The organism is Lysobacter antibioticus (assembly GCF_001442535.1).
In the GTDB taxonomy this organism is placed as follows: Bacteria; Pseudomonadota; Gammaproteobacteria; order Xanthomonadales; family Xanthomonadaceae; genus Lysobacter; species Lysobacter antibioticus.
The window spans coordinates 2,993,429-3,015,144 of record NZ_CP013141.1; the positions used below are offsets into that span (position 1 = coordinate 2,993,429).

Genomic DNA, 21,716 nt, shown 5'->3' on the forward strand with positions numbered 1-21,716 from the left:
CGTTGCTGTTGCCCCATCCCTGATCCTCTCCAAGGGCGACTCCCATGCTGCCTGAACTCGGCCAGATCGCCCTGATCCTCGCCCTGCTGATTTCCATCGTGCAGGCCAGCCTGCCGATGCTCGGCGCGCATCGCGGCATCGCGCCGTGGATGGCGATCGCGCGGCCGGCCGCGTACGCGCAGCTGATCCTGGTCGGCTTCGCCTTCGCGATCCTGACCGAAGCCTTCGTGACCCAGGACTTCTCGCTGCGCTACGTCGCCGAGAACAGCAATTCGCTGCTGCCGATGGCGTATCGCTATTCGGCGGTATGGGGCGCGCACGAAGGTTCGCTGCTGCTGTGGGCGCTGGTGCTGGCGCTGTGGACCGCCGCGGTCGCGCGTTTCTCCAAGGCCTTGCCGCCCGAGGTGATCTCGCGCGTGCTCGCGGTCATGGGCGTGATCAGCGTCGGCTTCCTCGCCTTCCTGATCTTCACCAGCAATCCGTTCGCGCGCCTGTTGCCGGCGGTCGCCGAAGGCCGCGATCTCAATCCGCTGCTGCAGGACCCGGGCCTGATCATCCATCCGCCGATGCTGTACATCGGCTACGTCGGCTTCTCGGTGCCGTTCGCCTTCGCCATCGCCGCCTTGCTCGACGGCAAAGTCGACGCGCGCTGGCTGCGCTGGACGCGGCCGTGGACCAACATCGCCTGGGCCTTCCTCACCCTCGGCATCGCCCTGGGCTCGTGGTGGGCGTATTACGAACTCGGCTGGGGTGGCTGGTGGTTCTGGGACCCGGTCGAGAACGCCAGCTTCATGCCCTGGCTCGCCGGCGCCGCCCTGCTGCATTCGCAGGCGGTCACCGAAAAACGCGGCAGTTTCCGCGGCTGGACCCTGTTGCTGGCCATCGCTGCGTTCTCGCTGTCGCTGCTCGGCACCTTCCTGGTCCGCTCCGGCGTGCTGACCAGCGTGCACACGTTCGCCGCCGATCCCTCGCGCGGCCTGTTCGTGCTGATCTTCCTCGGCATCGTCATCGGCGGCTCGCTGCTGCTGTACGCCTTGCGCGTGCCGTCCGGCGACGACGACGGCGGCAAGCCGTTCGAGCTCAGTTCGCGCGAGACCTTGTTGCTCGCCAACAACCTGCTGCTCGCCACCGCCTGCGCGATGGTCCTGCTGGGCACCTTGTATCCGTTGCTGGCCGATGCCCTGGAGCTCGGCAAGATCTCGGTCGGCCCGCCGTACTTCTCGCTGATGTTCGTGCTGCTGATGGCGCCGCTGGTGCTGTTGCTGCCGTTCGGCCCGCTGTTCCGCTGGCAGCGCGAGCAACCCTCGCGCCCCCTGGCGATGCTGGTGCCCTGGGCCGGTCTCGCCCTCGGCGCGGCCATCGCGGCCTATTTCCTCGCGCCGCAGGGGCCGTGGAAAGTCGCCGCCGGCGTCGGCGGCGCGGTGTGGGTCGCGGCCGGCACTCTTCGCTTCGTGTGGACGCGCGTGCGCGGCAACGGCACCCGCTACACCGCCGAAATGCTCGGCATGACCCTGGCCCATCTCGGCGTCGCCGTGTTCCTGGTCGGCGCGCTGTTGGTCGAAGGTCTCAGCGTGCAGCGCGAAGTCGCGCTCGCGCCGGGCAAGAGCCTGGACCTCGGCCGCTACGCGTTCCGCTTCGACAGCGTCGCCCATCGCGTCGGACCCAACTACGAAGCCGACTACGGCACCGTGACCGTGTTCGACGGCGACGAAGTGCTCGCGGTCATGCATCCGGAAAAGCGCGCCTACGCCAGCGGCGGCCAGGTCATGACCGAAGCGGCGATCGAGCGCGGCATCACCCGCGATCTGTATGTCGCCCTCGGCGAATCGCTGGGCGACGGCGCCTGGGCCGTACGCGTGCATATCAAACCGTTCGTGCGCTGGGTCTGGCTGGGCGCTTTGCTGATGATGCTCGGCGGTTTCGTCGCAGCGGCCGACCGGCGTTTCCGCGTCAAGGCCGACGCGCGCGAGGCCGATGTGCGCGAGCCCGGCGAACGCTCGCCCGAGCCGCGTCCGGCGGTGTCGACTGCGAGCGCTGTGGTCGCAGGATCCATTGCAGGAGAACAGGCATGAATACCCCCACCCCGCGCGGCAACAACAGCCGCTGGTTGCCGTTGGCGGTATTCGCTGCGTTGGCCGTGCTGCTCGCCGCCGGCGTCTGGCTGAGCCGCAAGCCGAACCGCGAGGCGCTGCCGTCACCGTTGATCGGCAAGCCGGCACCGGCGTTCTCACTGCCGGTGCTGCACGAGGCCGGGCGCCTGCTCTCGTCCGACGATCTGCGCGGCGAGCCCTACCTGCTCAACGTCTGGGGCAGTTGGTGCCCGGCCTGCCGCGACGAACATCCGGTGCTGACCCGTTTCGCCGAGACCAAGCGCGTGCGCGTGATCGGCTTCAACTGGAAGGACGAACACGCCGACGCGCTGCGTTGGCTCGAACAGTTCGGCAACCCCTACTGGGTCGTGGTCACCGACTTCGAAGGCAAGTCGGCGATCGACTGGGGCATCTACGGCGCGCCGGAAACCTTCCTGGTCGACGGCAAGGGCATCGTGCGCTGGAAGTTCGTGGGCCCGCTGACCGACGCGACTATCCGCGACGAATTGCTGCCGAAGTTGGCGGAAGTCGAGAAGGCGCGATGAACGGCTGCGGGAAGAACTCGCCGCGCCGCGCCGCAACCAGGCTGCTGCGGCCGCTTTTGTTCGCACTGCTGCTCCCCCTGGCCCTCGCCGCGCCGCTCGCTGCGCAGCCGGCCAGCGACCCGGTGCCGTTGAGCTTCAACGACAGCGGCGAAGAACGGCGCTTCCACGCCCTCGTCGCCGAGCTGCGCTGCGTGATGTGCCAAAACCAGTCGCTGGCCGATTCCAACGCCCAGATCGCCCAGGACCTGCGCCGCGAGGTGTTGGAATTGATGCGCCAAGGCAAGGACGACACCGAGATCAAGGACTTCCTGGTCGCGCGTTACGGCGAGTTCGTGCTCTACCGGCCGCAGGTCGAATCCAAGACCTGGCTGCTGTGGTTCGGCCCGGCCCTGGTGCTGCTGGCCGGCGGCTTCGTGGTGGCGCGCATCGTGCGCCAGCGCAGCGCCGCATCGACTCCGGCACCGGCCGACGACGAGCAAGAGTGGTGATGGCCGTGGCGATGGGTTCGACGTCGATGACGATGTTCGTGGTGGCGGGCGCGACCCTGGTCGTGTTCGCGCTTGGGTTCGCCCTGTATCCGCTGTGGCGCTCGCGGCCGTGGCTCGGTGCCGGCGTCGGCCTGGCGCTGGCGGCGGTGACCGCGGCGCTGTACCTCGCGATTGGCACGCCGGCCGCACTCAATCCGCAGCAGGTCAAGGCTCCGCAGACCCTCGCCGAAGCGGTGACCCAACTCGAAGCCGAGCTCGAACGCGATCCGAACCAGATCGAAGGCTGGCGCCTGCTCGCCAGCGCCTACACCGCCGAAGGCCTGAGCGAGAAAGCGCGCGATGCCTATGCGCGTGCGGTCAAGCTTGCCCCCGACAACCCCGACCTGCTCGCCGAAGCCGCCGAGGCGCGCGCGCTGGCGATGCCGGACCGTCGCTTCGATGCAGAAGCCGTGTCCATGCTGCAGCACGCCCTGCAACAGCAGCCGATGCACCAGCGCGCGCGCTGGTTCCTCGGCATCGCCCAGCGCCAGGCCGAGCAACCGGCCGAAGCGGCCAAGACCTGGGAGCCGCTGCTCGCCGTAGTCGATGCGCGCACCGCCGCCAGCCTGCTCGAACAGATCAACGGCGCGCGCCTGGAAGCCGGCCTCGAACCGATGCAGGCGCCGGCGCAGACACCGACCCAAGCCGCTCGACCCGCTGTCGCGGGCCCCGGCCTCACCGTCAAGGTCAGCCTGGCGCCGGCCCTGGCGGCGAAGCTGCCGGCCAACGCCAGCCTGTTCGTGCTCGCTCGCCAGCCCAATGGCGCGCCGATGCCGGTCGCGGTCGAGAAACACGCAGCCAAGGATTTCCCGATCGAGGTCCGGCTCGACGACGGCGACAGCCCGATGCCGACCATGAAACTGTCCCAGCTCGCGCAGGTGCAGGTGCTCGCCCGCATATCGGCCTCGGGCAATGCGATCCCGCAGCCTGGCGACCTCGCCTCTGCGCCGGCCATCGCGCGCGTGGCCGACAACGGCACGGTCGAGATCGTGATCGATCGCGTGGTCGAATGAGCGCCGCCGGGTCGGTCCGGTTCGGGGCCGTCCAGCGGCAAAACGAGGCCTGTTTCGCCATCGGAACGGGCTCATGACGACAGAACGGATGGTGCTGCGACGCACGCCGGGCCTATGGTTTAGGCTGCACCGCGATCGCTGCGGGCGAGCGGACGAAACGAACTTCGCAAGCGTCAGCTTCCCGCTCCGCCCTTCCCCTCCGACCCCAAGGACACCGGCCCACGGCCGGCCAGACGAGCGTTAAGGCATGACCGAATTCATTCCGCCCGGCACCCGCCACATCGACCTGCCATCGCCGTTTCCGATGAAACGCGGCGGCGCGCTGCACGGCGCCCGCATCGCCTACGAGACCTGGGGCGAGCTCAATGCCGCCCGCGACAACGCCATCCTGATCGTCACCGGCCTGTCGCCCGACGCGCACGCCGCCGCCAACGCCGGCAATCCGGAACCGGGTTGGTGGGAGGCGATGCTCGGCCCGGGCAAGCCGATCGACAGCCAGCACTGGTTCGTGATCTGCGTGAACTCGCTGGGCAGTTGCAAGGGCTCGACCGGCCCGGCCTCGGTCGACCCGGTTACCGGCGAGCTGTACCGCCTCGAATTCCCCGAACTGTCGGTCGAAGACGGCGCCGATGCGGCCGCTCACGTCGTGGGCGCGCTCGGCATCGAGCACCTGGCCTGCGTGATCGGCAATTCGATGGGCGGCATGACCGCGCTGGCCTTGTTGATCCGTCATCCGGGCCTGGCGCGCAACCACATCAACATCTCCGGCGCCGCCCGCGCCTTGCCGTTCTCGATCGCGATCCGCTCGCTGCAGCGCGAGGCGATCCGCCTGGACCCGCAATGGAACCTGGGCCGCTACGACGACGCGCATTACCCCGAGTCCGGCATGCGCATGGCGCGCAAGCTTGGCGTCATCACCTATCGTTCGGCGCTGGAATGGGACGGCCGCTTCGGCCGCGTGCGTCTGGACTCGGACCGCGCCGACGACGAACCGTTCGGGCTGGAGTTCGAAGTCGAAAGCTACCTCGAAGGCCACGCCCGCCGCTTCGTCCGCCGTTTCGACCCCAACTGCTACCTCTACCTCAGCCGTTCGATGGACTGGTTCGACCTGGGCGATTACTGCGGCCAGCCCCTCGCCGACAATGATGAACAGGTGCGACTCGGCCTGGCCTCGATCCGGGTCGAGAAGGCCCTGGCGATCGGCGTCCAAACCGACATCCTGTTCCCCTTGCAGCAACAGCAGGAAATCGCCGAGGGCCTGAGCGCCGGCGGCGCCGATTCGCGCTTCCTGCCGTTGGAATCGCCGCAGGGGCACGACGCCTTCCTGGTCGACATCGGCCGTTTTGGGCCGGCCGTCGCAGGATTCCTGGCCGAGCTGCGGGGACGCTAGGACAGGCGTAGAATGGACCGCATGAACGCCACCGACGCCCTGCCCGACCTCGACTTCCCCGGCCACGACAAGCTGGTCGCCGCCATCGACGATGCCGTCGGCTGCGGCGACGAACACGCGGTCACCGCGGCCCTGCGCAATACCCTGTGCAAGATGATCCGCGACCGCGACGTGCACCTGCCCGACTGCGTGTTCGATCCGATCGACGATCACTACGCCCGGCGCGAGATCTACCGCAGCCCGCAGCTCGGCTACAGCGTCGTGGCGATGACCTGGGGCCCAGGCCAGGGCACGCCGATGCACGACCACAGTGGCCTGTGGTGCGTCGAAGGCGTTTGGGACGGCGAACTCGAAATCACCCAGTTCGAACTGCTCGAACGCAACGGCGAGAACTTCCGTTTCCGCGCCGCCGGCGGCATGCATGCCGGCCCGGGCAGCGCCGGCAGCCTGATCCCGCCGCACGAGTACCACACCATCCGCAACGCCAGTAACGACTCGGTCGCCGTGTCCCTGCACATCTACAAGGCGCCGATGGAAGCCTGCTCGATGTTCGTGCCACGCGATGGCGAGTGGTTCCGCCGCGTCGACAAGTCGCTGGAAACCGACGAAGCGGCCTGAGCCGCCGTGCGCCGCACCGCGGCGCCGCGGCATCGCATCGCCGGCAAGCCTGATGAGCGGCGCGCAGACGCGCCATCCTTACATCACGGCGCCCCACACAACCTGCCGATGGCCCATGCCGGCGCGCCCGACACCGGGTAGCATCCGCGCGTTCGCTTATTGCCTCTCTCAGCCGCCGCCCGGAGATCAGACGATGCTGACCGACCTGTTGCTCGCTGCCTCGCACCACCTGCTGATCTTCGCCCTGGTGTCGATGCTCGTCGCCGAATCGATCTTGTTGCGCGGCCCTATCGACGGCGGCGTGCTGCAACGCCTGGCCCGTCTCGACTCCGGCTACGGCGGCTGCGCCGGCCTGTTGCTGCTGATCGGCCTGGCGCGCGTGTGGTACGGCGTCAAAGGTCACGATTTCTACCTGCACAACCCGTGGTTCCACGCCAAGCTCGGCGCCTACGTTCTGGTCGGCCTGCTGTCGATCCTGCCGACCGTACGCTTCCTGCGCTGGCGCAAGGCCTTGTCGCTCAACCCGGCCTATCTGCCGGACGCCGGCGAAGTGGCGAAGATGCGCGGTCTGGTGCGTTTCGAATTGGTCCTGATCGCGGCGATCTTCGTGCTGGCCGCGGCGATGGCGCGCTACGGCGGTTTCTGAGCCCTCTACCACTGCAATGGCGAGAGTCACTTCGACCCGACCCGGCAAATTGAAGGCATGGGCAGGTGGGCATCTGACGAACCCCGGCACAACCCAAACGCCGTGCCTCGTTCAAAGCATGCAGACGCCGAGCGTTCGGCTCGCTATACTGCGCGTCCGCTGCCGGAGTGGCGGAATCGGTAGACGCAGCGGACTCAAAATCCGCCGCCCTTAAAAGCGTGTGGGTTCGAGTCCCACCTCCGGCACCATGAAAAAACAAGGGCTTAGCCGCAAGGCTAGGCCCTTTGTTTTTGCGATGCGCCCGACCCGCGCAGCAGGAGTGCGCGAGCGCCGGGCTCAGTTCGGCTCGCCGGCGTCGTCGTCGGCCGTAAACGCCGTTGCCATCGAAGCGGCCGCGGCATCGCCGGCTTCCTGCGGCTCCGCCACCGACTCCGCGCGTTCCGCCGCGCTCATCCGCGCCGCCGCCTGCCAGGCGGTCACGGTGCATCGGATGGCGGCGGCGGTTGCGAGCATTGGGATCAGTTTTCTGAATGAGAACGGCGACAGCCCAGGCATCGCCGGGTGTGGCCACGACGGCCGGACGAGGGCCGCGACAACAGGCCGCCACAAGGGCATTGCGGCTCCAAGCCGCGTTCCCAGCGCCACAGACGCCAGAATGAATACATCATCATCGTGAAGCCGGCGCATACGCTGCCGAGCTGCAACGATCGTGCGATCGGTGCGAACGCCGCACCGGCGGGCGTGTCGCCCAACTCCAGCAATACCGTACCGGCCGCGATGCCGCCGGCGGCGATCACCAAGGCCGGCGCGAACAACTGCAGCAACATCCTGGCACCACGATTCATCGACACGTCTCCCCTTCTGCGCCAGCTAGCAGAACGTGGAGCGATCTCAGCCGATGAGACGATGGCCAGAATATGGCCAGGCCCGCCGCGCCGCCCCTGCCATTCGTCGTGGCGGCGCTGCGACGCTTGCCGCTTGCGCGTCGCCGCCGTCCGTGAGCAATGCGGCGACGCGGGCACGGCTAGAATGGCGCGATGTGTCTGATCGCCCTCGCCTGGCAACACCACCCTCGCTATCGCCTGGCCTTGATCGCCAATCGCGACGAGGCCCATCAGCGCCCGACCGCGGCCGCGGGGCCCGACCCCGACAGCCCCGAGGTCTACGGCGGCCGCGACCTGCTCCAGGGCGGCAGTTGGCTGATGGCGTCGAGCGCGGGCCGCTTCGCTGCGGTCACTAACGTGCGCGCCGGGCTCAACCCGGAGGTCGCACCGCGATCGCGCGGCGGACTGGTGCGCGAGTTCGTGCGCGATCGTATCGGCGCCTCGGACTACCTCGACGCCTTGCGTCCCGACGCGGCCGAGTTCGGCCGTTTCAATCTGCTGCTATGGGACGGCGAGGCCTTGATGTTCGCCAGCAATCATCCGCATTTCGTCGCCCGGCCGGTCGCGCCCGGCGTGCATGCGATGTCGAACGGCGCCTTCGACGCGCCGTGGCCCAAGAGCACTCACGCCACGCGCGCCTTGTCGTCGTGGCTGGATTCGTCGGCATCGACCGCGCCGCAATCGGGCACCGACCAATTGGAAATGCTGTTGTCGGCGCTCGCCGACTCCACGCCCGCGCCCGACGAGGCGCTGCCCGATACCGGCGTGGGGCTGGAACTCGAACGCATGCTGTCGCCGCCGTTCGTGCTCGGCGAGCGCTACGGCACGCGATGCAGCACGGTGGTGTTGATCGATGCGGATTCGATCGCCTTCGTCGAGCGACGCTTCGGCCCGAACGGCGCGGCCGGCGGAGAATCGGCGACGCTGTTGCCGTTGTCGCCACGCAGCTGAGTTCCGGGCGCGCGCACTAACCGAACACGCAATGAGAAGACCCGGGCCTTCGAGATTTCCTCGGGTGTCCGGGCCTTCCGTATCGGAGCGATTGCATCGGACTTTCGTCCGTTGGTTGTTCTCCGATGGGCGTAAGTTAACGTCGCCGGCGTTACCGGCCGATCAAATTTTCGTAAGCGAAAACGGTCGCGCGCCTGTTCAGGACGCTCGGCGACGCGTTCAGTAATCAGGGCGAGTAGCCAGGAACCAGGAGTGGAGAGATCGCCGTAGCTTTAGCAGCTACTAATTCCTCACTCCTCACTCCTCACCACTCGTTCCTGGCCTCACTGCCTCGACCACGGCCACCAGCCGCGGCCGGTCTGGGCGTAGCGATCGGCGGCGCGCTCGAACGGATTGCGCACGCTGATGCCGCCGCAAATCAGATACAGCGGCACGAACAACAGCCCCAGCACCATGTATTGATAGACGTGGGCGCGCTCGTGATCGGCGAGCAGGATCGGCGGCTCGTCGCCGTGGCCGGCGTCGTGCGCGTAGGTGAAGCACGGCGAATCCAGACTATCGCCGGTATGCAGGATGACGTTGCCGAGGGTGATCGCCCCGCCCGGCCCCCACGGCCAATGCTGGAACACCAGGGCCAGGTCGCTGCGACGCAAACGCAGGCGCGCGCCGAACGGCATTCCGATGACGCCGGCCAACAGACCCAGCGCCGTGATCGGCGAGGTCCAGAGCATGCCGAGCGTGCCGCCGGCGATTCGCAACAAGCCAGCCAGTCAGCAGCCCTCTTCCGACATCAACAGCCACAGGATCAGGTACACCAGCGCGACCGGCAGCAAGAACGTGGCCAGAGCCAGGACGACGAAAGCGCCGCGCACCAGCACCGGATTCCAATGCATCCGCAAGGCGATACCACCGCAGACGCCGGCGATCATGCGATCGTGGCGCGAGCGGCAGAACGTTCGCGTGGTACTGCTCATCCGGGCGTGCTCCGGGTTCCTGCGGGCCCGGAATCAGTCTAACGCGTCAGGGTGATGGCGTCGTCGCCGGCTTGGCGCGCAGCTGAACGAGGCGGGCCTTGAGCCAGGCGGCCGAGGCGACCGGCGGGGCGCCGCCGCAACGGACCCGGTAGGCCTGGCCGCTGAGGCTGCTTTCGCTGGCGGCACGCTCGATGAACTGCTCGGCAGTGTCGGCCAGATCGCGCTTGCGCAGGTAAGCCAGTTTCTTGCGCAGGTGCGCCTGCGCGGTCTTGGCGTCGTGCCAGCTGCCGTTGCGTTCGAACTGGCAGGAGGAACTGCCCAGTGCCTGGATCAGCTGCTCGATCTCGCGCTCGGCCTGGGCCGACGGCGCGGCTTGGGCGACGCCGAGGCCGACGAGCAAGGCGGTCGTCGTCAGGGCCCTGATGAAGGGAATGCGGAAACGAGTGCGGGTGCGGGCGATGTCCATGCGGCGAATTAAAGCGCACCCAACCAGGCGCCGACCACGTCGATCCAGATTTCGTAGCCGCCGCGGTTCATGTGCAGGGCGTCCTCGAGGAACAGTTCCGGGCGCGGCGCACCGGAGGCCTGCATCATCGGCGTATACACATCGAGATAGTCCACGCCCTTGGCTTGTTGCGCATAAGCGCGCACCAGGGCGTTCGCTTCGCGCACCTGCGGCAGCAAGGCCGCGCGCGAGGGGCTGGGCTTGATCGAGATGAAGCCGATCCGCGCCTGCGGCGCGGCGGCGCGCACGCGCTCGACGAAAGCGGCGAAATCGTCGCGTACCTGCACCGGCGTGCGGCCTTCGGACAAGTCGTTGTCGCCGGCATAGAACACGACCGCGCGCGGCTGATACGGGGTAACGATGCGATCGGCGTAGTGAAGCGAATCGTAGACGCGCGAACCGCCGAAACCGCGATTGATGCTGGCCACGCCGGGGAAATCCGTATCCAGGCTTTGCCAGTAACGGATCGACGAGCTGCCGACGAAAACGATGCTGCCGGGACGGCGGCGGACCACCGCGTCCTCGCGCTCGAAGGCCTGGATGTCGAGTTCCCAGCGGCTGGAATCGGTGCCGGCTGCTGCGGCTGCTGCGGCGGCCGGGACTGCCGCGGTCGTCGTTGCGGCCAGGGGTGTCGGCGCGGTGCTGGCGCAGGCGCTAAGCAGGGCCAGCAGCAAGGGAAGCAGGATGCGGCGCATGGGTGTTCTCTGACTGACGAGTTGCCGAGACTAAACGTCTCGGCGGGACGATGCATCTCGGGGCGACGCGCAGGATTCGCTTGCCCTCACCCCGTCCCTCTCCCGCAAGCGGGACAGGGAGCGGTTCGCGGCGCGGCGACGGCGCTGTCGTTCTTGCGGCTGCCTCAGCGCGAGCGCTGCGCCAACCAGTCGTGAATCGCCTGGGGCACTTCGCGCTGGGCACGGCCGGACACGTAGATGCCGATGTGGCCGCCGCGGAACGACAGCTCCGAGTAGTCCTGCGTACCGACCAGCTTGGCCAGCGCCCGCGATGCGGCCGGCGGCACCAGGTGGTCCTGCTCGGCGAAGATGTTCAGCACCGGCATGCCGATGTAGGCCAGATCGACCGCGCGACCGCCGATGTCGATGCCGCCGTTGACGAAGCCGTTGCCCTGGTAGAACTGCTTGATGAATTGGCGGAAGGCTTCGCCGGCCTGGTCGGGCGAGTCGAAGATCCACTTCTCCATGCGCAGGAAGTCCTCGAGCGCACGCTTGTCGTCGAGGATGTCGATCAGGCCGACGTACTTCTGCACGAACAAGCGCCACGGCTTCAAGGTGAGGTAGCACCAGTTCATGACGTCGGCCGGGACGTTGCCGAGGGTGTCGACGAACTGGTCGATGTCCAGGCCGCGGGTCCAGTTCGACAGCATGTTGTCGTCGGTGTGGAAATCCACCGGCGTGACCATGGTGATCAGGTTGCGCACCTTGCTGGGGTTCAAGGCCGAATAGCACAACGAGAACGCACCGCCCTGGCAGATGCCGAGCAGGTTGATCGCGTCCATGCGGTACTCGCGGCGCAGATGGTCGACCGCGCCGCCGAGGAAACGTTGAATGTAATCCTCGAGCTCGAGGTAGCGGTCGGAGCGGTCGGGATAACCCCAGTCCAGGATGTAGACGTCTTCGCCGCGTTCCAGCAGGCCGCGCACGATCGACTTGTCGGCCTGCAGATCGACCATGTAGGGGCGATTGACCAGGGCGTAGGCGATCAGCAGCGGGACCTTCGCGGTCGGCGCCTTGTCGCCGCGGAAGCGATACAACACCACCTTGCCGTCGCGCCAGACTTCCTCGCGCTCGGTCGCGCCGTAGTCGATGTTGCCGACCTGGTGCAGCGAATCCAGGCCGGCGCGCAATTTGTTCTGCGCCTGCATCGCTTCCTGGGCCAGGGACTCGGCGCTGAAATTGATCGGTGAGGTCATGTCAGCGCGCCTTCTGGCTGGTCTTGGCCGGCTTCACCGCGGCGGCGGCGCTGGGCCGGGTCGGCGGTTGCGGACGGGCGATCGCGGTCTTTTTCGCCAGCTTGGGCTTGCCCGGCGACACATCGCCCGACTTGCTGGCGGCGGCCGCCGCGGCCTGGGCCGCACGCGGCTTGACCGTTTTCTTCGCCGCGGGCTTGGCGGATTTCGCCGCTGATTTTGCCGCTGATTTCGATGCGGGCTTCGCAACCGGCTGGGCCGGCGCACGCGGCGCTTCCGCGGCCCGGCGCGGTGCCTCGTTCGCGCTTACCGAGCGCGACTGCTGCACTTCGTCGCGCAGGCGGCGCAGCTCGCGTTCGAGTTGCGCGATCTTGCGGTGCGCGGCGTCGATCTCGGTGCGGGTCGGGATACCGAAGCCGCCGCTGGCCTGTTCGACTTCCTTCTGCACGCCGGCGCGCAGACGCATCTGCGAATTCACCAGGGCCGCATAGGCATCGCGGAACCGCGGCGACAAGGCGATTTGCGCATAGGCCTCCTCGGCCGCGTCGATCCACAGATCGAACAGCGCGCGTGCGCTGGAGAGTTGGCGACCCGGCTCGCTGCGCTCGGCCAGCTTGTCCTCGAAACGCGAGAACGCGTCCTGGCCGGCTTCGGCCATCAAGGCGTTATAGGCCTGGCTTTGCTTCTGGTAATCGACGTGCGCCTGGGCCAGCGCCTGCAGGCGCTCCTGATGCTCGCGCGCAAAACCGAATGCGGGCAGGCCGAGGATCGATTGGCCCTGGCCTTGCAGGCGTTCGAGAAACGGCGCGACCTGCTCGACCCAGCGCGACAGGTCCTGCTGACCCGGGCCGCGCATGGCCCCGAACACGTCGGCGAAAGGATTGGCGGCATTGCCGCCGAGGGCCCGCTTCCAGGCCCCGGCGATGTCGCCGGCCGAGGCGTCGCTGCCGGCGAACTGCGCCGCCAGCTTCTGGATTTCGCCGAACCAGCCGCGCGCCTGGCTGTTGAAACGGTCCAGGGTTTCGTCGGCCTGCGGGCTCGCGCCCTTGGCCAGTTGCGACCACCAGTTCACGGCCTCGTTCCAACCCGGAACCGACGGCTGCGAGGGCTGCGCGCCGGCGCCGCGCATCATCTGCCCCCATGCGCTCCAGTACTGTCGCGCCAGAGCATCCAGATCGGGGCCGGCGCCGAAATCGCCGGGATTAGTCGAGCCGAAACCGAAATTCGCCATCGCCGCCTCCATGATTTGATCCGATCATAGCAACGGCCTGTTGCCGCGCGCTGTGTCGGCAGCACCGCCACGCGATGGCGGCCGATCGATGCACCGACGATGTGTCGGCCGCCTCGATGCGCAAACTGCGCGCGGCTACGCGGTCGGCCCGGGCTTGGGTATGCTTGCGGCACATTCAGGCAAGGAGCCACTCGTGGCCATTGGCGAGTATTCGCAGATCTACCGCGGCAAGCGCATCGTGAACTTCAGCATGGGCGAGACGCCCGCCGGCGGCGACGTCGTCTACCGCCTGCACCAGGACTACGACAGCGCCGAAAGCCAGGGCGATCTGCTCGGCAGTCTGCTGTCGCAGGTCGACCCGGGCACGCTCGATGCGCTGGTCGTCGGCCCCTGGAGCGAAGCGCACGACGAAAGCCCCTCGGGCTATCTCGACCTGTTGATCGAACGCCGCGCCGAACTGCCCGCGCTCAAAGGCCTGTTCGTCGGCGACATGACTTACGAAGACTGCGAAATCTCCTGGATCATCCAGACCTCGTACAACGCCCTGCTCGCCGCCTACCCGACGCTGGAGTCCCTGCGCATCCGCGGTTCCAGCAGTCTGGAACTGCAGGCCTTCGAGCATGAGCATCTGCAGGAACTGGCGATCGAATGCGGCGGCCTGCCTTCGAAGATCGTCGACGCCCTCGCCGGCTCCAGGCTGCCGGCGCTGCACCATCTGGAACTGTGGCTCGGCGACGACAACTACGGCTACGACGGCGACCTGGCGACCTACCAGCGCCTGTTCACCGCGATCCAGCCCGAGCGCCTGCGCTACCTGGGCCTGCGCAACGCCAGCATCACCGACGAGCTCGCCGTATGGCTGGCCGCGCAGCCCTGGCTGGGCGGCTTGCAGACCCTCGACCTGTCGCTGGGCACCATCGGCGATGTCGGTGCGCAGGCCCTGTTCGAAAGCCCGAACCTCGGCGGCATCGAACGCATCAACCTGAGCCACCACTACATCTCGCCGGAATGGCAGAAAAAACTCGCCAGCCTGCCCTGCGAGGTCGTGCTCGACGAGCATGAAGACGAGGACGACGGCGAACGTTACGTCGCAGTCGCCGAGTAACCGTGTCCGCCGCCCCCTGGCTGTTGTTCGGCCCGCACGACAGCCGCCGGGTCCGGGGGTTGCAGCAGGCCCTGCGCGAGCGCGGCCTGCCTGCGGCCGAGGTCGTCGACTACCAGAGCCTGCTGAGCGCACCGGAACGCGCCGCCGAGGCGATCGCCGGCCGTCGCGGCGCGATGGTCAAGCTGGAATCGCCCGGCGAAGCGCCGGCCCTGCACGCCGCCCTGATCGAACGCGGCTGGCATCGGCTCGGCGCGCCGTGTCCGGCACCGCAGCCGCTCGAACATGGCGAGCTCGCCTACCAGCAGTACTGGTACGCCGGCTTCGCCGATCTGCTGCGCTCGCTGCCGGCCGAGGCCGCTTATCTCAATCCGCCCGACGACATCGCCTGCATGAGCGACAAGCTGGCCTGCCAGCAACGCCTGATTGCGGCCGGGATCGAAGTGCCGCCGCTGCTCGGCCCGGTCGAAGGCTATGAAGCTCTGCGCGAACGCTTGCGCGACTGCGCCTGCGATCAGGTTTTCGTCAAGGCGCGCTACGGTTCCTCGGGCGCCGGCGTGCTGGCGTATCGGCGCAACCGCGTCGGCCGCGAGATCGCCTACGGCTCGGCCGAATTGGTCGAAAGCGACGGACGGGCACGCGTGTTCAACTCGCTGCGTCCGCGCCGCTACACCGCCACCGGCGAGATCGCCCGCCTCGTCGACACCCTGGCCGCGCAAGGCGCCTACCTCGAGCGTTGGATACCGAAACCGCGCGCGCCCGATGCCCTCGGCGGCCACTACGACCTGCGCGTGGTCGCCCTGGACGGCCAGGCGCGGCAACGCGTCGCCCGGGTCAGCCGAAGGCCGCTGACCAATCTGCACCTGGGCAATCGCCGCGGCGCGCTGGAAGCCTGGCTCGACACGGACTCGATGCAGGCGCTCGAAGCCGCCACCAAACGTGCCGCCAGCGTGTTCCCGCGCAGCCGCATGATCGGCTTCGACCTGATCCTGCGCGACCGCCGCAGTTGGCTGCTCGAAGCCAATGCCTTCGGCGATCTGCTTCCTAACTTGCTGTGGCAGGGTCGCGGCACGTACGACGATCAAGCCGCACTGACGCCCTCGCCGCAAGCCACGACCGGCCCGCAACGAAGCCTCGCCCATGCCTGATGCCCTGCCCGACATGCGCGCCATCGTCGGCGATCACGACCTGGTCCTGATCACCCTCGATACCCTGCGCTACGACGCCGCGCAGGCCTGTTTCGAACGCGGCGAACTGCCGGTGCTCGGGCCGCACTTGCCGCCGGAAGGCTGGGAGCGCCGGCACACGCCCGGCAGCTTCACCTATGCCGCTCACGCAGCGTTCTTCGCCGGCTTCCTGCCCACACCGGCCTCGCCCGGCCCGCATCCGCGTTTGTTCGCGCTCGACTTCGAAGGCAGCGAAACCACCGCCGCCAACACCTACGTGTTCCGCGACCGCGCCGACATCGTCTCCGGCCTGCGCGATGCCGGCTATCGCACCATCTGCATCGGCGGGGTCGGCTTCTTCAACAAGCGCAACCCGCTCGGTTCGCAACTGCCGGGCTTGTTCGACGAGAGCCACTGGGAACCGGGCTTCGGCGTCACCGCGGTCGATTCCACCGAGCGCCAGGTCGCCCTGGCCTGCGCACGCCTGCGCAGCGAGGAACTGCGCGATACGCGTTGCTTCATCTTCATCAACGTCTCCGCCCTGCACCAGCCCAATCGCCACTACCTCGCCGGCGCCGAGCACGACGGCTACGACAGCCATTGCGCAGCCCTGCGCTACGTCGACGCCGCGCTCGCGCCCTTGTTCGCCGCCTTGCGCGAACGCGGACGCGCCTTCGTCATCGCCTGTTCCGACCACGGCACCGCCTACGGCGAGGACGGCTACCACGGCCACCGCCTCGCCCACGAAGTGGTGATGACCGTGCCCTACGCGCATTTCATACTCACGCCATGACCGCTGCCCTTGCTTCGCCCGGCCTCGCCGACCTGCTGCGCCTGCCTCCGTACCAGGCGTATTCGTATTCCTATCCGCACAAGACCGCGTATCGGCCGATCGAACCGGCGCAGCCTTTGGCGAAACTCTGGGCCGGCGAACGCCGCGATGCGCTGTTCCTGTATCTGCACATCCCGTTTTGCTCGTACCGCTGCGGCTTCTGCAATCTGTTCGCGCTGGCGCGGCCGGAACCGGCCAAGGTCGAGCGCTATCTGCAACAGATGGAACGGCAGCTGCAGGCCACCACGCAGGCCCTCGGCGATCACCGTTTCGTACGTTTCGCGCTCGGCGGCGGCACCCCGACCTACCTCGACGCCGAGCAATTGCGGCGCGTGTTCGCGATGGCCGAGCGCTACGCCTCGATCGACTTGAAAGCCACGCCGGCCGGCATCGAGGTGTCGCCGGAAACCGTCGACGCCGACAAGCTGCGGGTCTGCCGCGAAGCCGGCATCGACCGCGTCAGCATGGGCATCCAGAGCTTCAGCGACGCCGAGGTGCGCTCGCTGGTGCGGCCGCAACAGCGCGAGGTGGTCGAGCGCGCGATCGCGACGATCCGCGCCGAGGCCTTCCCGATCCTCAATCTCGACCTGATCTACGGCATCGCCGGGCAGACGGTGACGAGTTTTCTCGCCTCGATCGACAGCGCCCTGACGCACGGGCCCGAAGAGATTTATCTGTATCCGCTGTATGTGCGGCCGTTGACCGGCCTGGGCCGGATCGAAGCCAAGGCCGGCGCCAAGCCCGGGTTCGCCCTGCAAGCCGAACCGATGGACACGCGCCTGGCCCTGTACGAAGCCGGCCGCGACCATCTGCTCGCGGCCGGCTACACCCAGGTTTCGATGCGCATGTTCCGTGCGCCGCATTCGCCGGACATCGCCGCGCCGGTCTATTGCTGCCAGAGCGACGGCATGGTCGGGGTCGGCTGCGGTGCGCGTTCGTACACCGGCACCCTGCATTACTCCAGCGAGTACGGTGTCGCCCGCCGCAGCGTGGCCGAGATCCTCGATCACTATCTGGCCCGCGACCCGGCCTCGTTCGCCTATGCCGACTACGGCATCGAGCTCGACGACGACGAACGCCGGCGCCGCCACGTCATCCAGTCCCTGCTGATCCGCCCGGGCCTGGATCGCGACGACTACCGCCGCCGTTTCGGCGCCGACTGCCTCGACGATTTGCCGCAGCTGCGCGACCTGCTCGCACTCGACTTGGCCCAAGGCGACGAGGGGATGCTCGCCCTGACCGACGCCGGCCTCGCCCGCGCCGACACCATCGGCCCGTGGCTGACCTCGGCGCGCATCGCCGAGCGCATGCACGACTACCGCCTCGGCTGAGCGCATGCACCTGTCCCTGCTCTATCGCGGCCGGCTCAGCAGTTGCAACTACGAGTGCGCCTACTGCCCGTTCGCGAAGACCTACGACAGCCGCGCCGCCCTGCGTCGCGACGCCGACGACCTGGCGCGTTTCGTCGATTGGGCGACCCAGCAGCGGATGGATCTGTCGATCCTGTTCACGCCCTGGGGCGAAGGCCTGGTGCGCCGTCACTACCGCGACGCGATGACTCGCCTGAGCCACCTGCCGCAGGTACGCCGGGTCGCGATCCAGACCAACCTGTGCGTCGGCATGCGCTGGCTCGACGAGGTCGATACCCGCACGCTCGCCCTGTGGTGCACCTACCACCCGACCCAGGTCAGCCGCGCCGCCTTCCTCGCCCGCTGTCGCGAACTGACGCGCCGCGGCGTGCGCCACAGCGTCGGCATGGTCGCGCTGCACGAGCACCTGGACGAGATCGAGGCACTGCGCGCCGAGCTGCCGGCGCACACGCCGCTATGGCTCAACGCCTACGACGAACGGCCGCCGGGTTATTACGAGGATGCACGGATCGAACGCCTGCAGCGCATCGACCCGCATTTCCGCTACAACCTCGACCCCGCGCCGAGCCTGGGCGCGCCCTGCCTGACCGGCGAGAACGTGGTCTCGGTCGATGGCGACGGCAACGTCAAGCGCTGCCACTTCGTCGCCGAACCGCTCGGCAACCTCTATGACGGCAGCTACGCCGCACAGCTGCGCGCCCGCACCTGCCCCAACTCGCGTTGCGACTGCTACATCGGCTACGCCCATCGCCCGGACCTGCCGTTCCAGCGCGACTACGCCGGCGGCGTACTGGAACGGGTGCCGTCGTTCGTCCTATGACTTCGGCGGGCCCGCATGCCCTGCCCGCCCCCGCCAGCCGGCCGCATCGAACCGGCGGACAGCCCTCTTACCACGCAAAGGATCGCTCCATGTCCCGCACCCCTCTCCGTAATGCGCTGTTGGCCGCGCTGTTGATTCCGGCTGTGCTCGCGCCGGCCTTCGACCCGGCCTTCGCCGCCAAGCCGTCCAAGGCCGCCAAAGCCAAGACCCGGGCGCCCAAGATCACCATGAAGCCCGAGCAGGTCGCCGAGCTTTACGCGCGCGTCGCGCTGAGGCAGGACCTCGAAGCGGCGAAGCAACTCAACGCCTACTCCAAACCGCTGTACGCCAACAACGAAAACGCGTTCGACCTCGAGGGCCTGGCCGACACTGTCGGTCTGGAGCAGCAGTACGAAGGCTTTGCCGACGGCATTCTGGCGGACATGCCGAAGGTCGACAAAGCCAAGGCCAAGCCGGCCCTGTTCGCCGCGATCAAGCGGGTCAACCAACTGGCGGCCGACGCGCAATGCCGCGGCCTGTCGAACACCGAACAAGCGAACGAATACGTCAAGAACGGGCGGATCAGCGAGGTCGAACTCGAATGCACCGTGCCGGCGCTGAGCGCGCGCATGCAGGACGTGCTGGCGAAGAAGGGCAATCCGGCCAAGCTCAAGACCAAGAAATTGCTGGAAGGGCTGGCCGAGTTCGATCGCTTGCTCGATCAGGCCGGCAGCCGGGTGATTCCGGCCAAGATGACTTTGTATGCGCCGGGCAAGGGGCAGCCGTGGTCCACCGGCGGCTATAACGACATCATCGAGACCGTGCACAACGGCATGTACGCCGAAGGCGCGGCCGATTAAGGCCGATCGAGGCTGATCGAGAAGTACCCGGAAGAGCGCCCGCGGCGGTGCAACGACTACATCGGCAATGCGCGCGCCGCGGCGCGCGCATCCGCGCTGCGATCTCGTCGGCGCGCTTGCGATCTTCGCCTCGTCGAAGATCGCGGCTCGACTCGCGCGCCGCGCGCGCGACGCATCGCTGCGCATCGCAGGCCTTACGCGCTGCGCTCACAGAGCTTTGCAAGGAGACGCACGAAAGCGCAGCCGCGGACGCGGGCATGTCGGCGATTTTCGTTCATCGCGCGCAAGAAAACACAGAAGGCCGCCTTTCGGCGGCCTTCTGTGTTGTTTGGCGTCCCCACGGGGATTCGAACCCCGGTCGCTACCGTGAAAGGGTAATGTCCTAGGCCTCTAGACGATGGGGACAAAACTTGTTGTTCTTGCAGCTAACTCGTCCGGAAACCCTTTCAGTTCCGAAGAGTGGTGGAGCCAGCCGGGATCGAACCGGCGACCTCTACAATGCCATTGTAGCGCTCTCCCAGCTGAGCTATGGCCCCACGTGCTGGAAAGACGAACATCTTAGCGGGCGTTCAGCGATGTCGTCAAGCATTCATCGCTAAATTTTTTCCCGGTCCCGCGTCGCCTGGGCCGAATGGATCGGGCTGCGCGGGGTCGTGTTCGACCGGGCGCAATGTTGCCATGCCATGACCCCGTTCCGCTAGATACTCGAGCCACTTTCCTAAAAAAGTATTCATGCGCATGCGGTGGCCGATCACCTCCGCCGGCGGCGGGTACATGCCGATGACGTCCTGCCAGCGCCGGCCGACATAGCAATGGGTGGCTTCGACCTGGTGCGCGTCGTGATACAGGCGCAGATACGCGGAAGGATCCGGCTCGCCGGTCAAGGGGTCCTGCAGCGCATACGTCAAGCGCATTTCGGTGGTGTAGCGGTGTTGCTCGATCACGTCCAGGCGCAGGTCGAGGCCGTCGCCGACGTCGGACAGGTACACGCCGCGTGCGAGTTCGGCCGGAGAAAACAGACGCGAAAGACGCTCGTGATTCTCCGCGTACAAGCCCATCAACCAACCGAAGCGGCTGAGTTTGGGGAGGCGCGCGAAGCGGGAGGCGGCGGTGCTCATGTTCGCGATCCTACACGCCTTGCGCAGCGCGCGGCAGCATTGACGGAATGACGAAAAAGCCTTAATTTGTAGGCTCTTCGCCAAGGCGAACGAGATCGGGAAAAGGTTTGCTCAGCGAACCGCCCGGCGGCCTGCGAACCGCGGCCTCAGCCCGCGTCCCCACTCCCCGATTCATCTACCCCCTGCCCCGCACTCCTGGAGTGACTCCCTGCGCGAGTCGATCCGTGATTGCGTCTGCGAGCCATCGTCTCGCTGCCCTCCCGCAACGTTTTCAGCCCGCCCTGCTCCGGCATCACGCCTGCGCCGCACGCGGCGGCGCGGCGCACGGCGGCCTCAGAACATTTCGCGATGGATGCCCAGGGTGGTCAGCACCTTGCTCGAGATTTCCTCGATCGAGGTGTGGGTGGTGCTCAGCGTCGGGATGCGCTCGGCGCGGAACATCATCTCGGCCGCGGCGACCTCGCGCTTGCAGGTTTCGAACTGGGCATAGCGCGAATTCGGCCGGCGTTCCTGGCGGATCTGCTGCAGCCGAATCGGGTCGATGGTCAGGCCGAACAGCTTGCTGCGGTAGGGCCGCAGGCGCGGCGGCAGGCGGTCGTGCTCGAGGTCTTCCTCGGTCAGCGGATAGTTGGCCGCGCGCACCCCGTAATGCAGCGCCAGATAAACGCAGGTCGGGGTCTTGCCGGCCCGCGACACCGCCACCAGGATCAGGTCGGCCTCGGCGTAATCGACGCTGGCCCCGTCGTCGTGGGTCAAGGCGAAATTCATCGCATTGATGCGGCGGTGATAGGTCTCGAAGTCGGCGATGCCGTGGGCCTGGCCGACCCGGCGCTGACGGGTCTCGTGCAGCTCGCGCTCCAGCGGTTCTATGAACGGCGCGAATACGTCCAGCATCAGGGCCCCGCTCTCGGCCAGGGCCGCGCCGACCTCCCCGTCCATGCAGGAATTGATCACCACCGGCCGTACCCCGTGGACCACGGCGGCCTCGCGGATCTTGGCCGCCGCGTCCTGGGCGCGCTCGACGCTGTCCACGAAAGCGATGCGATCTGTGACGAACCGGGTCTCGGTGAACTGGGTCAGCAAACTGTGACCGATGGTCTCGGCGGTGATGCCGGTACCGTCGGAAACGTAGAAAACCGGTCTTGTTCCTGCCATCGCCCACCCCGTC

General features: G+C 67.6%; 24 protein-coding genes and 3 tRNA genes. 15 read left to right on the forward strand and 12 right to left on the reverse strand.

What is annotated here, in order from left to right; translation table 11 throughout:
- Positions 1–44: 44 nt before the first annotated feature.
- The 8 genes from GLA29479_RS12095 to GLA29479_RS12130 all read left to right on the forward strand — a co-directional run bounded on the left by GLA29479_RS12095 (position 45) and on the right by GLA29479_RS12130 (position 7,077).
- The gene (locus tag GLA29479_RS12095) at positions 45–2,072 is read left to right on the forward strand and encodes a heme lyase CcmF/NrfE family subunit (RefSeq protein ID WP_082638600.1); all 2,028 of its coding nucleotides are present in this window, start codon (positions 45–47) and stop codon (positions 2,070–2,072) included.
- Positions 2,069–2,635, forward strand: a complete 567-nt coding sequence (locus tag GLA29479_RS12100) for a DsbE family thiol:disulfide interchange protein (protein WP_031370726.1) — start codon at positions 2,069–2,071, stop codon at positions 2,633–2,635. The genes GLA29479_RS12095 and GLA29479_RS12100 overlap by 4 nt, the downstream gene beginning before the upstream one ends.
- The gene (locus GLA29479_RS12105; protein WP_082638602.1) at positions 2,632–3,123 is read left to right on the forward strand and encodes a cytochrome c-type biogenesis protein; all 492 of its coding nucleotides are present in this window, start codon (positions 2,632–2,634) and stop codon (positions 3,121–3,123) included. The genes GLA29479_RS12100 and GLA29479_RS12105 overlap by 4 nt, the downstream gene beginning before the upstream one ends.
- A gap of 26 nt (positions 3,124–3,149) precedes the next feature.
- Positions 3,150–4,175, forward strand: a complete 1,026-nt coding sequence (locus GLA29479_RS12110; protein ID WP_057973179.1) for a tetratricopeptide repeat protein — start codon at positions 3,150–3,152, stop codon at positions 4,173–4,175.
- Between the two features lie 247 nt (positions 4,176–4,422).
- The gene (metX, locus tag GLA29479_RS12115) at positions 4,423–5,565 is read left to right on the forward strand and encodes a homoserine O-acetyltransferase MetX (protein ID WP_057971742.1); all 1,143 of its coding nucleotides are present in this window, start codon (positions 4,423–4,425) and stop codon (positions 5,563–5,565) included.
- Between the two features lie 21 nt (positions 5,566–5,586).
- Positions 5,587–6,183, forward strand: a complete 597-nt coding sequence (locus tag GLA29479_RS12120) for a cysteine dioxygenase family protein (protein ID WP_248842724.1) — start codon at positions 5,587–5,589, stop codon at positions 6,181–6,183.
- A gap of 193 nt (positions 6,184–6,376) precedes the next feature.
- Complete coding sequence (locus tag GLA29479_RS12125) at positions 6,377–6,829, forward strand: DUF2214 family protein (RefSeq protein WP_057971744.1); 453 nt, start codon at positions 6,377–6,379, stop codon at positions 6,827–6,829.
- A 161-nt stretch (positions 6,830–6,990) separates the two neighbouring features.
- Positions 6,991–7,077 (forward strand) — tRNA-Leu (locus GLA29479_RS12130).
- Positions 7,078–7,165: 88 nt separating this feature from the next.
- Here the strand turns inward: GLA29479_RS12130 and GLA29479_RS25260 are convergent.
- Positions 7,166–7,342, reverse strand: coding sequence for a hypothetical protein (locus GLA29479_RS25260; RefSeq protein ID WP_169795650.1), 177 nt, complete (start codon positions 7,340–7,342; stop codon positions 7,166–7,168).
- A 5-nt stretch (positions 7,343–7,347) separates the two neighbouring features.
- Positions 7,348–7,674 carry a hypothetical protein gene (locus GLA29479_RS12135; RefSeq protein WP_144436498.1) on the reverse strand — a complete coding sequence of 109 codons (327 nt, stop codon included), beginning with the start codon at positions 7,672–7,674 and terminating at the stop codon, positions 7,348–7,350.
- Positions 7,675–7,866: 192 nt separating this feature from the next.
- On the opposite strand from GLA29479_RS12135, the gene GLA29479_RS12140 reads away from it, so the two are divergent.
- A complete protein-coding gene (locus GLA29479_RS12140; protein ID WP_057917799.1) occupies positions 7,867–8,664 on the forward strand; it encodes an NRDE family protein in 798 nt (265 codons plus the stop codon).
- Positions 8,665–8,987: 323 nt separating this feature from the next.
- Here GLA29479_RS12140 and GLA29479_RS12145 read toward each other — a convergent pair whose 3' ends face one another.
- The 6 genes from GLA29479_RS12145 to phaE form a co-directional block, all read right to left on the reverse strand.
- Complete coding sequence (locus tag GLA29479_RS12145) at positions 8,988–9,395, reverse strand: hypothetical protein (RefSeq protein WP_057920033.1); 408 nt, start codon at positions 9,393–9,395, stop codon at positions 8,988–8,990.
- A 39-nt stretch (positions 9,396–9,434) separates the two neighbouring features.
- Positions 9,435–9,638 carry a PspC domain-containing protein gene (locus GLA29479_RS12150; RefSeq protein WP_031370717.1) on the reverse strand — a complete coding sequence of 68 codons (204 nt, stop codon included), beginning with the start codon at positions 9,636–9,638 and terminating at the stop codon, positions 9,435–9,437.
- Between the two features lie 46 nt (positions 9,639–9,684).
- A complete protein-coding gene (locus GLA29479_RS12155) occupies positions 9,685–10,104 on the reverse strand; it encodes a YfeK family protein (protein WP_169795651.1) in 420 nt (139 codons plus the stop codon).
- An 8-nt stretch (positions 10,105–10,112) separates the two neighbouring features.
- On the reverse strand, positions 10,113–10,838 hold the full coding sequence (locus GLA29479_RS12160; RefSeq protein WP_057971745.1) for an SGNH/GDSL hydrolase family protein: 726 nt from the start codon (positions 10,836–10,838) through the stop codon (positions 10,113–10,115).
- 164 nt (positions 10,839–11,002) lie between these two features.
- Complete coding sequence (locus tag GLA29479_RS12165) at positions 11,003–12,073, reverse strand: class III poly(R)-hydroxyalkanoic acid synthase subunit PhaC (RefSeq protein ID WP_057917797.1); 1,071 nt, start codon at positions 12,071–12,073, stop codon at positions 11,003–11,005.
- Between the two features lies 1 nt (position 12,074).
- Positions 12,075–13,301, reverse strand: a complete 1,227-nt coding sequence (phaE, locus tag GLA29479_RS12170) for a class III poly(R)-hydroxyalkanoic acid synthase subunit PhaE (RefSeq protein WP_169795652.1) — start codon at positions 13,299–13,301, stop codon at positions 12,075–12,077.
- Positions 13,302–13,494: 193 nt separating this feature from the next.
- Between phaE and GLA29479_RS12175 the strand changes: the two genes are divergently transcribed.
- The 6 genes from GLA29479_RS12175 to GLA29479_RS12200 all read left to right on the forward strand — a co-directional run bounded on the left by GLA29479_RS12175 (position 13,495) and on the right by GLA29479_RS12200 (position 19,430).
- Positions 13,495–14,406, forward strand: a complete 912-nt coding sequence (locus tag GLA29479_RS12175) for an STM4015 family protein (protein ID WP_057971747.1) — start codon at positions 13,495–13,497, stop codon at positions 14,404–14,406.
- 23 nt (positions 14,407–14,429) lie between these two features.
- A complete protein-coding gene (locus tag GLA29479_RS12180; protein WP_057973180.1) occupies positions 14,430–15,551 on the forward strand; it encodes an STM4014 family protein in 1,122 nt (373 codons plus the stop codon).
- Positions 15,544–16,362 (forward strand): STM4013/SEN3800 family hydrolase, encoded by an 819-nt coding sequence (locus tag GLA29479_RS12185; RefSeq protein ID WP_057971748.1) that lies wholly within the window; start codon positions 15,544–15,546, stop codon positions 16,360–16,362. The genes GLA29479_RS12180 and GLA29479_RS12185 overlap by 8 nt, the downstream gene beginning before the upstream one ends.
- On the forward strand, positions 16,359–17,732 hold the full coding sequence (locus tag GLA29479_RS12190) for an STM4012 family radical SAM protein (RefSeq protein WP_057971749.1): 1,374 nt from the start codon (positions 16,359–16,361) through the stop codon (positions 17,730–17,732). The genes GLA29479_RS12185 and GLA29479_RS12190 overlap by 4 nt, the downstream gene beginning before the upstream one ends.
- 4 nt (positions 17,733–17,736) lie before the next feature.
- Entirely contained in the window at positions 17,737–18,591 is an 855-nt protein-coding gene (locus GLA29479_RS12195) for an STM4011 family radical SAM protein (protein WP_057971750.1), read from the forward strand.
- Between the two features lie 89 nt (positions 18,592–18,680).
- A complete protein-coding gene (locus GLA29479_RS12200; RefSeq protein ID WP_144436499.1) occupies positions 18,681–19,430 on the forward strand; it encodes a hypothetical protein in 750 nt (249 codons plus the stop codon).
- A gap of 329 nt (positions 19,431–19,759) precedes the next feature.
- Here the strand turns inward: GLA29479_RS12200 and GLA29479_RS12205 are convergent.
- From GLA29479_RS12205 to ppsR, 4 genes are all read right to left on the reverse strand, one after another.
- Positions 19,760–19,835, reverse strand: a tRNA-Glu gene (locus GLA29479_RS12205).
- Positions 19,836–19,890: 55 nt separating this feature from the next.
- Positions 19,891–19,966 (reverse strand) — tRNA-Ala (locus GLA29479_RS12210).
- A 45-nt stretch (positions 19,967–20,011) separates the two neighbouring features.
- Positions 20,012–20,548 (reverse strand): DUF1249 domain-containing protein, encoded by a 537-nt coding sequence (locus GLA29479_RS12215; RefSeq protein WP_057917789.1) that lies wholly within the window; start codon positions 20,546–20,548, stop codon positions 20,012–20,014.
- 333 nt (positions 20,549–20,881) lie between these two features.
- Positions 20,882–21,703 carry a posphoenolpyruvate synthetase regulatory kinase/phosphorylase PpsR gene (ppsR, locus tag GLA29479_RS12220; RefSeq protein WP_057917788.1) on the reverse strand — a complete coding sequence of 274 codons (822 nt, stop codon included), beginning with the start codon at positions 21,701–21,703 and terminating at the stop codon, positions 20,882–20,884.
- Positions 21,704–21,716: the final 13 nt, after the last annotated feature.

Excerpts from the sequence above, each read along its gene's own strand:
- GLA29479_RS12095 (WP_082638600.1), top strand. The coding sequence starts at position 45 with ATGCTGCCTGAACTCGGCCAGATCGCCCTGATCCTCGCCCTGCTGATT.
- GLA29479_RS12100 (WP_031370726.1), top strand. The coding sequence starts at position 2,069 with ATGAATACCCCCACCCCGCGCGGCAACAACAGCCGCTGGTTGCCGTTG.
- GLA29479_RS12105 (WP_082638602.1), top strand. The coding sequence starts at position 2,632 with ATGAACGGCTGCGGGAAGAACTCGCCGCGCCGCGCCGCAACCAGGCTG.
- GLA29479_RS12110 (WP_057973179.1), top strand. The coding sequence starts at position 3,150 with ATGACGATGTTCGTGGTGGCGGGCGCGACCCTGGTCGTGTTCGCGCTT.
- metX (WP_057971742.1), top strand. The coding sequence starts at position 4,423 with ATGACCGAATTCATTCCGCCCGGCACCCGCCACATCGACCTGCCATCG.
- GLA29479_RS12120 (WP_248842724.1), top strand. The coding sequence starts at position 5,587 with ATGAACGCCACCGACGCCCTGCCCGACCTCGACTTCCCCGGCCACGAC.
- GLA29479_RS12125 (WP_057971744.1), top strand. The coding sequence starts at position 6,377 with ATGCTGACCGACCTGTTGCTCGCTGCCTCGCACCACCTGCTGATCTTC.
- GLA29479_RS25260 (WP_169795650.1), bottom strand. The coding sequence starts at position 7,342 with ATGCTCGCAACCGCCGCCGCCATCCGATGCACCGTGACCGCCTGGCAG.
- GLA29479_RS12135 (WP_144436498.1), bottom strand. The coding sequence starts at position 7,674 with ATGAATCGTGGTGCCAGGATGTTGCTGCAGTTGTTCGCGCCGGCCTTG.
- GLA29479_RS12140 (WP_057917799.1), top strand. The coding sequence starts at position 7,867 with ATGTGTCTGATCGCCCTCGCCTGGCAACACCACCCTCGCTATCGCCTG.
- GLA29479_RS12145 (WP_057920033.1), bottom strand. The coding sequence starts at position 9,395 with ATGCTCTGGACCTCGCCGATCACGGCGCTGGGTCTGTTGGCCGGCGTC.
- GLA29479_RS12150 (WP_031370717.1), bottom strand. The coding sequence starts at position 9,638 with ATGAGCAGTACCACGCGAACGTTCTGCCGCTCGCGCCACGATCGCATG.
- GLA29479_RS12155 (WP_169795651.1), bottom strand. The coding sequence starts at position 10,104 with ATGGACATCGCCCGCACCCGCACTCGTTTCCGCATTCCCTTCATCAGG.
- GLA29479_RS12160 (WP_057971745.1), bottom strand. The coding sequence starts at position 10,838 with ATGCGCCGCATCCTGCTTCCCTTGCTGCTGGCCCTGCTTAGCGCCTGC.
- GLA29479_RS12165 (WP_057917797.1), bottom strand. The coding sequence starts at position 12,073 with ATGACCTCACCGATCAATTTCAGCGCCGAGTCCCTGGCCCAGGAAGCG.
- phaE (WP_169795652.1), bottom strand. The coding sequence starts at position 13,301 with ATGGCGAATTTCGGTTTCGGCTCGACTAATCCCGGCGATTTCGGCGCC.
- GLA29479_RS12185 (WP_057971748.1), top strand. The coding sequence starts at position 15,544 with ATGCCTGATGCCCTGCCCGACATGCGCGCCATCGTCGGCGATCACGAC.
- GLA29479_RS12190 (WP_057971749.1), top strand. The coding sequence starts at position 16,359 with ATGACCGCTGCCCTTGCTTCGCCCGGCCTCGCCGACCTGCTGCGCCTG.
- GLA29479_RS12195 (WP_057971750.1), top strand. The coding sequence starts at position 17,737 with ATGCACCTGTCCCTGCTCTATCGCGGCCGGCTCAGCAGTTGCAACTAC.
- GLA29479_RS12200 (WP_144436499.1), top strand. The coding sequence starts at position 18,681 with ATGTCCCGCACCCCTCTCCGTAATGCGCTGTTGGCCGCGCTGTTGATT.
- GLA29479_RS12215 (WP_057917789.1), bottom strand. The coding sequence starts at position 20,548 with ATGAGCACCGCCGCCTCCCGCTTCGCGCGCCTCCCCAAACTCAGCCGC.
- ppsR (WP_057917788.1), bottom strand. The coding sequence starts at position 21,703 with ATGGCAGGAACAAGACCGGTTTTCTACGTTTCCGACGGTACCGGCATC.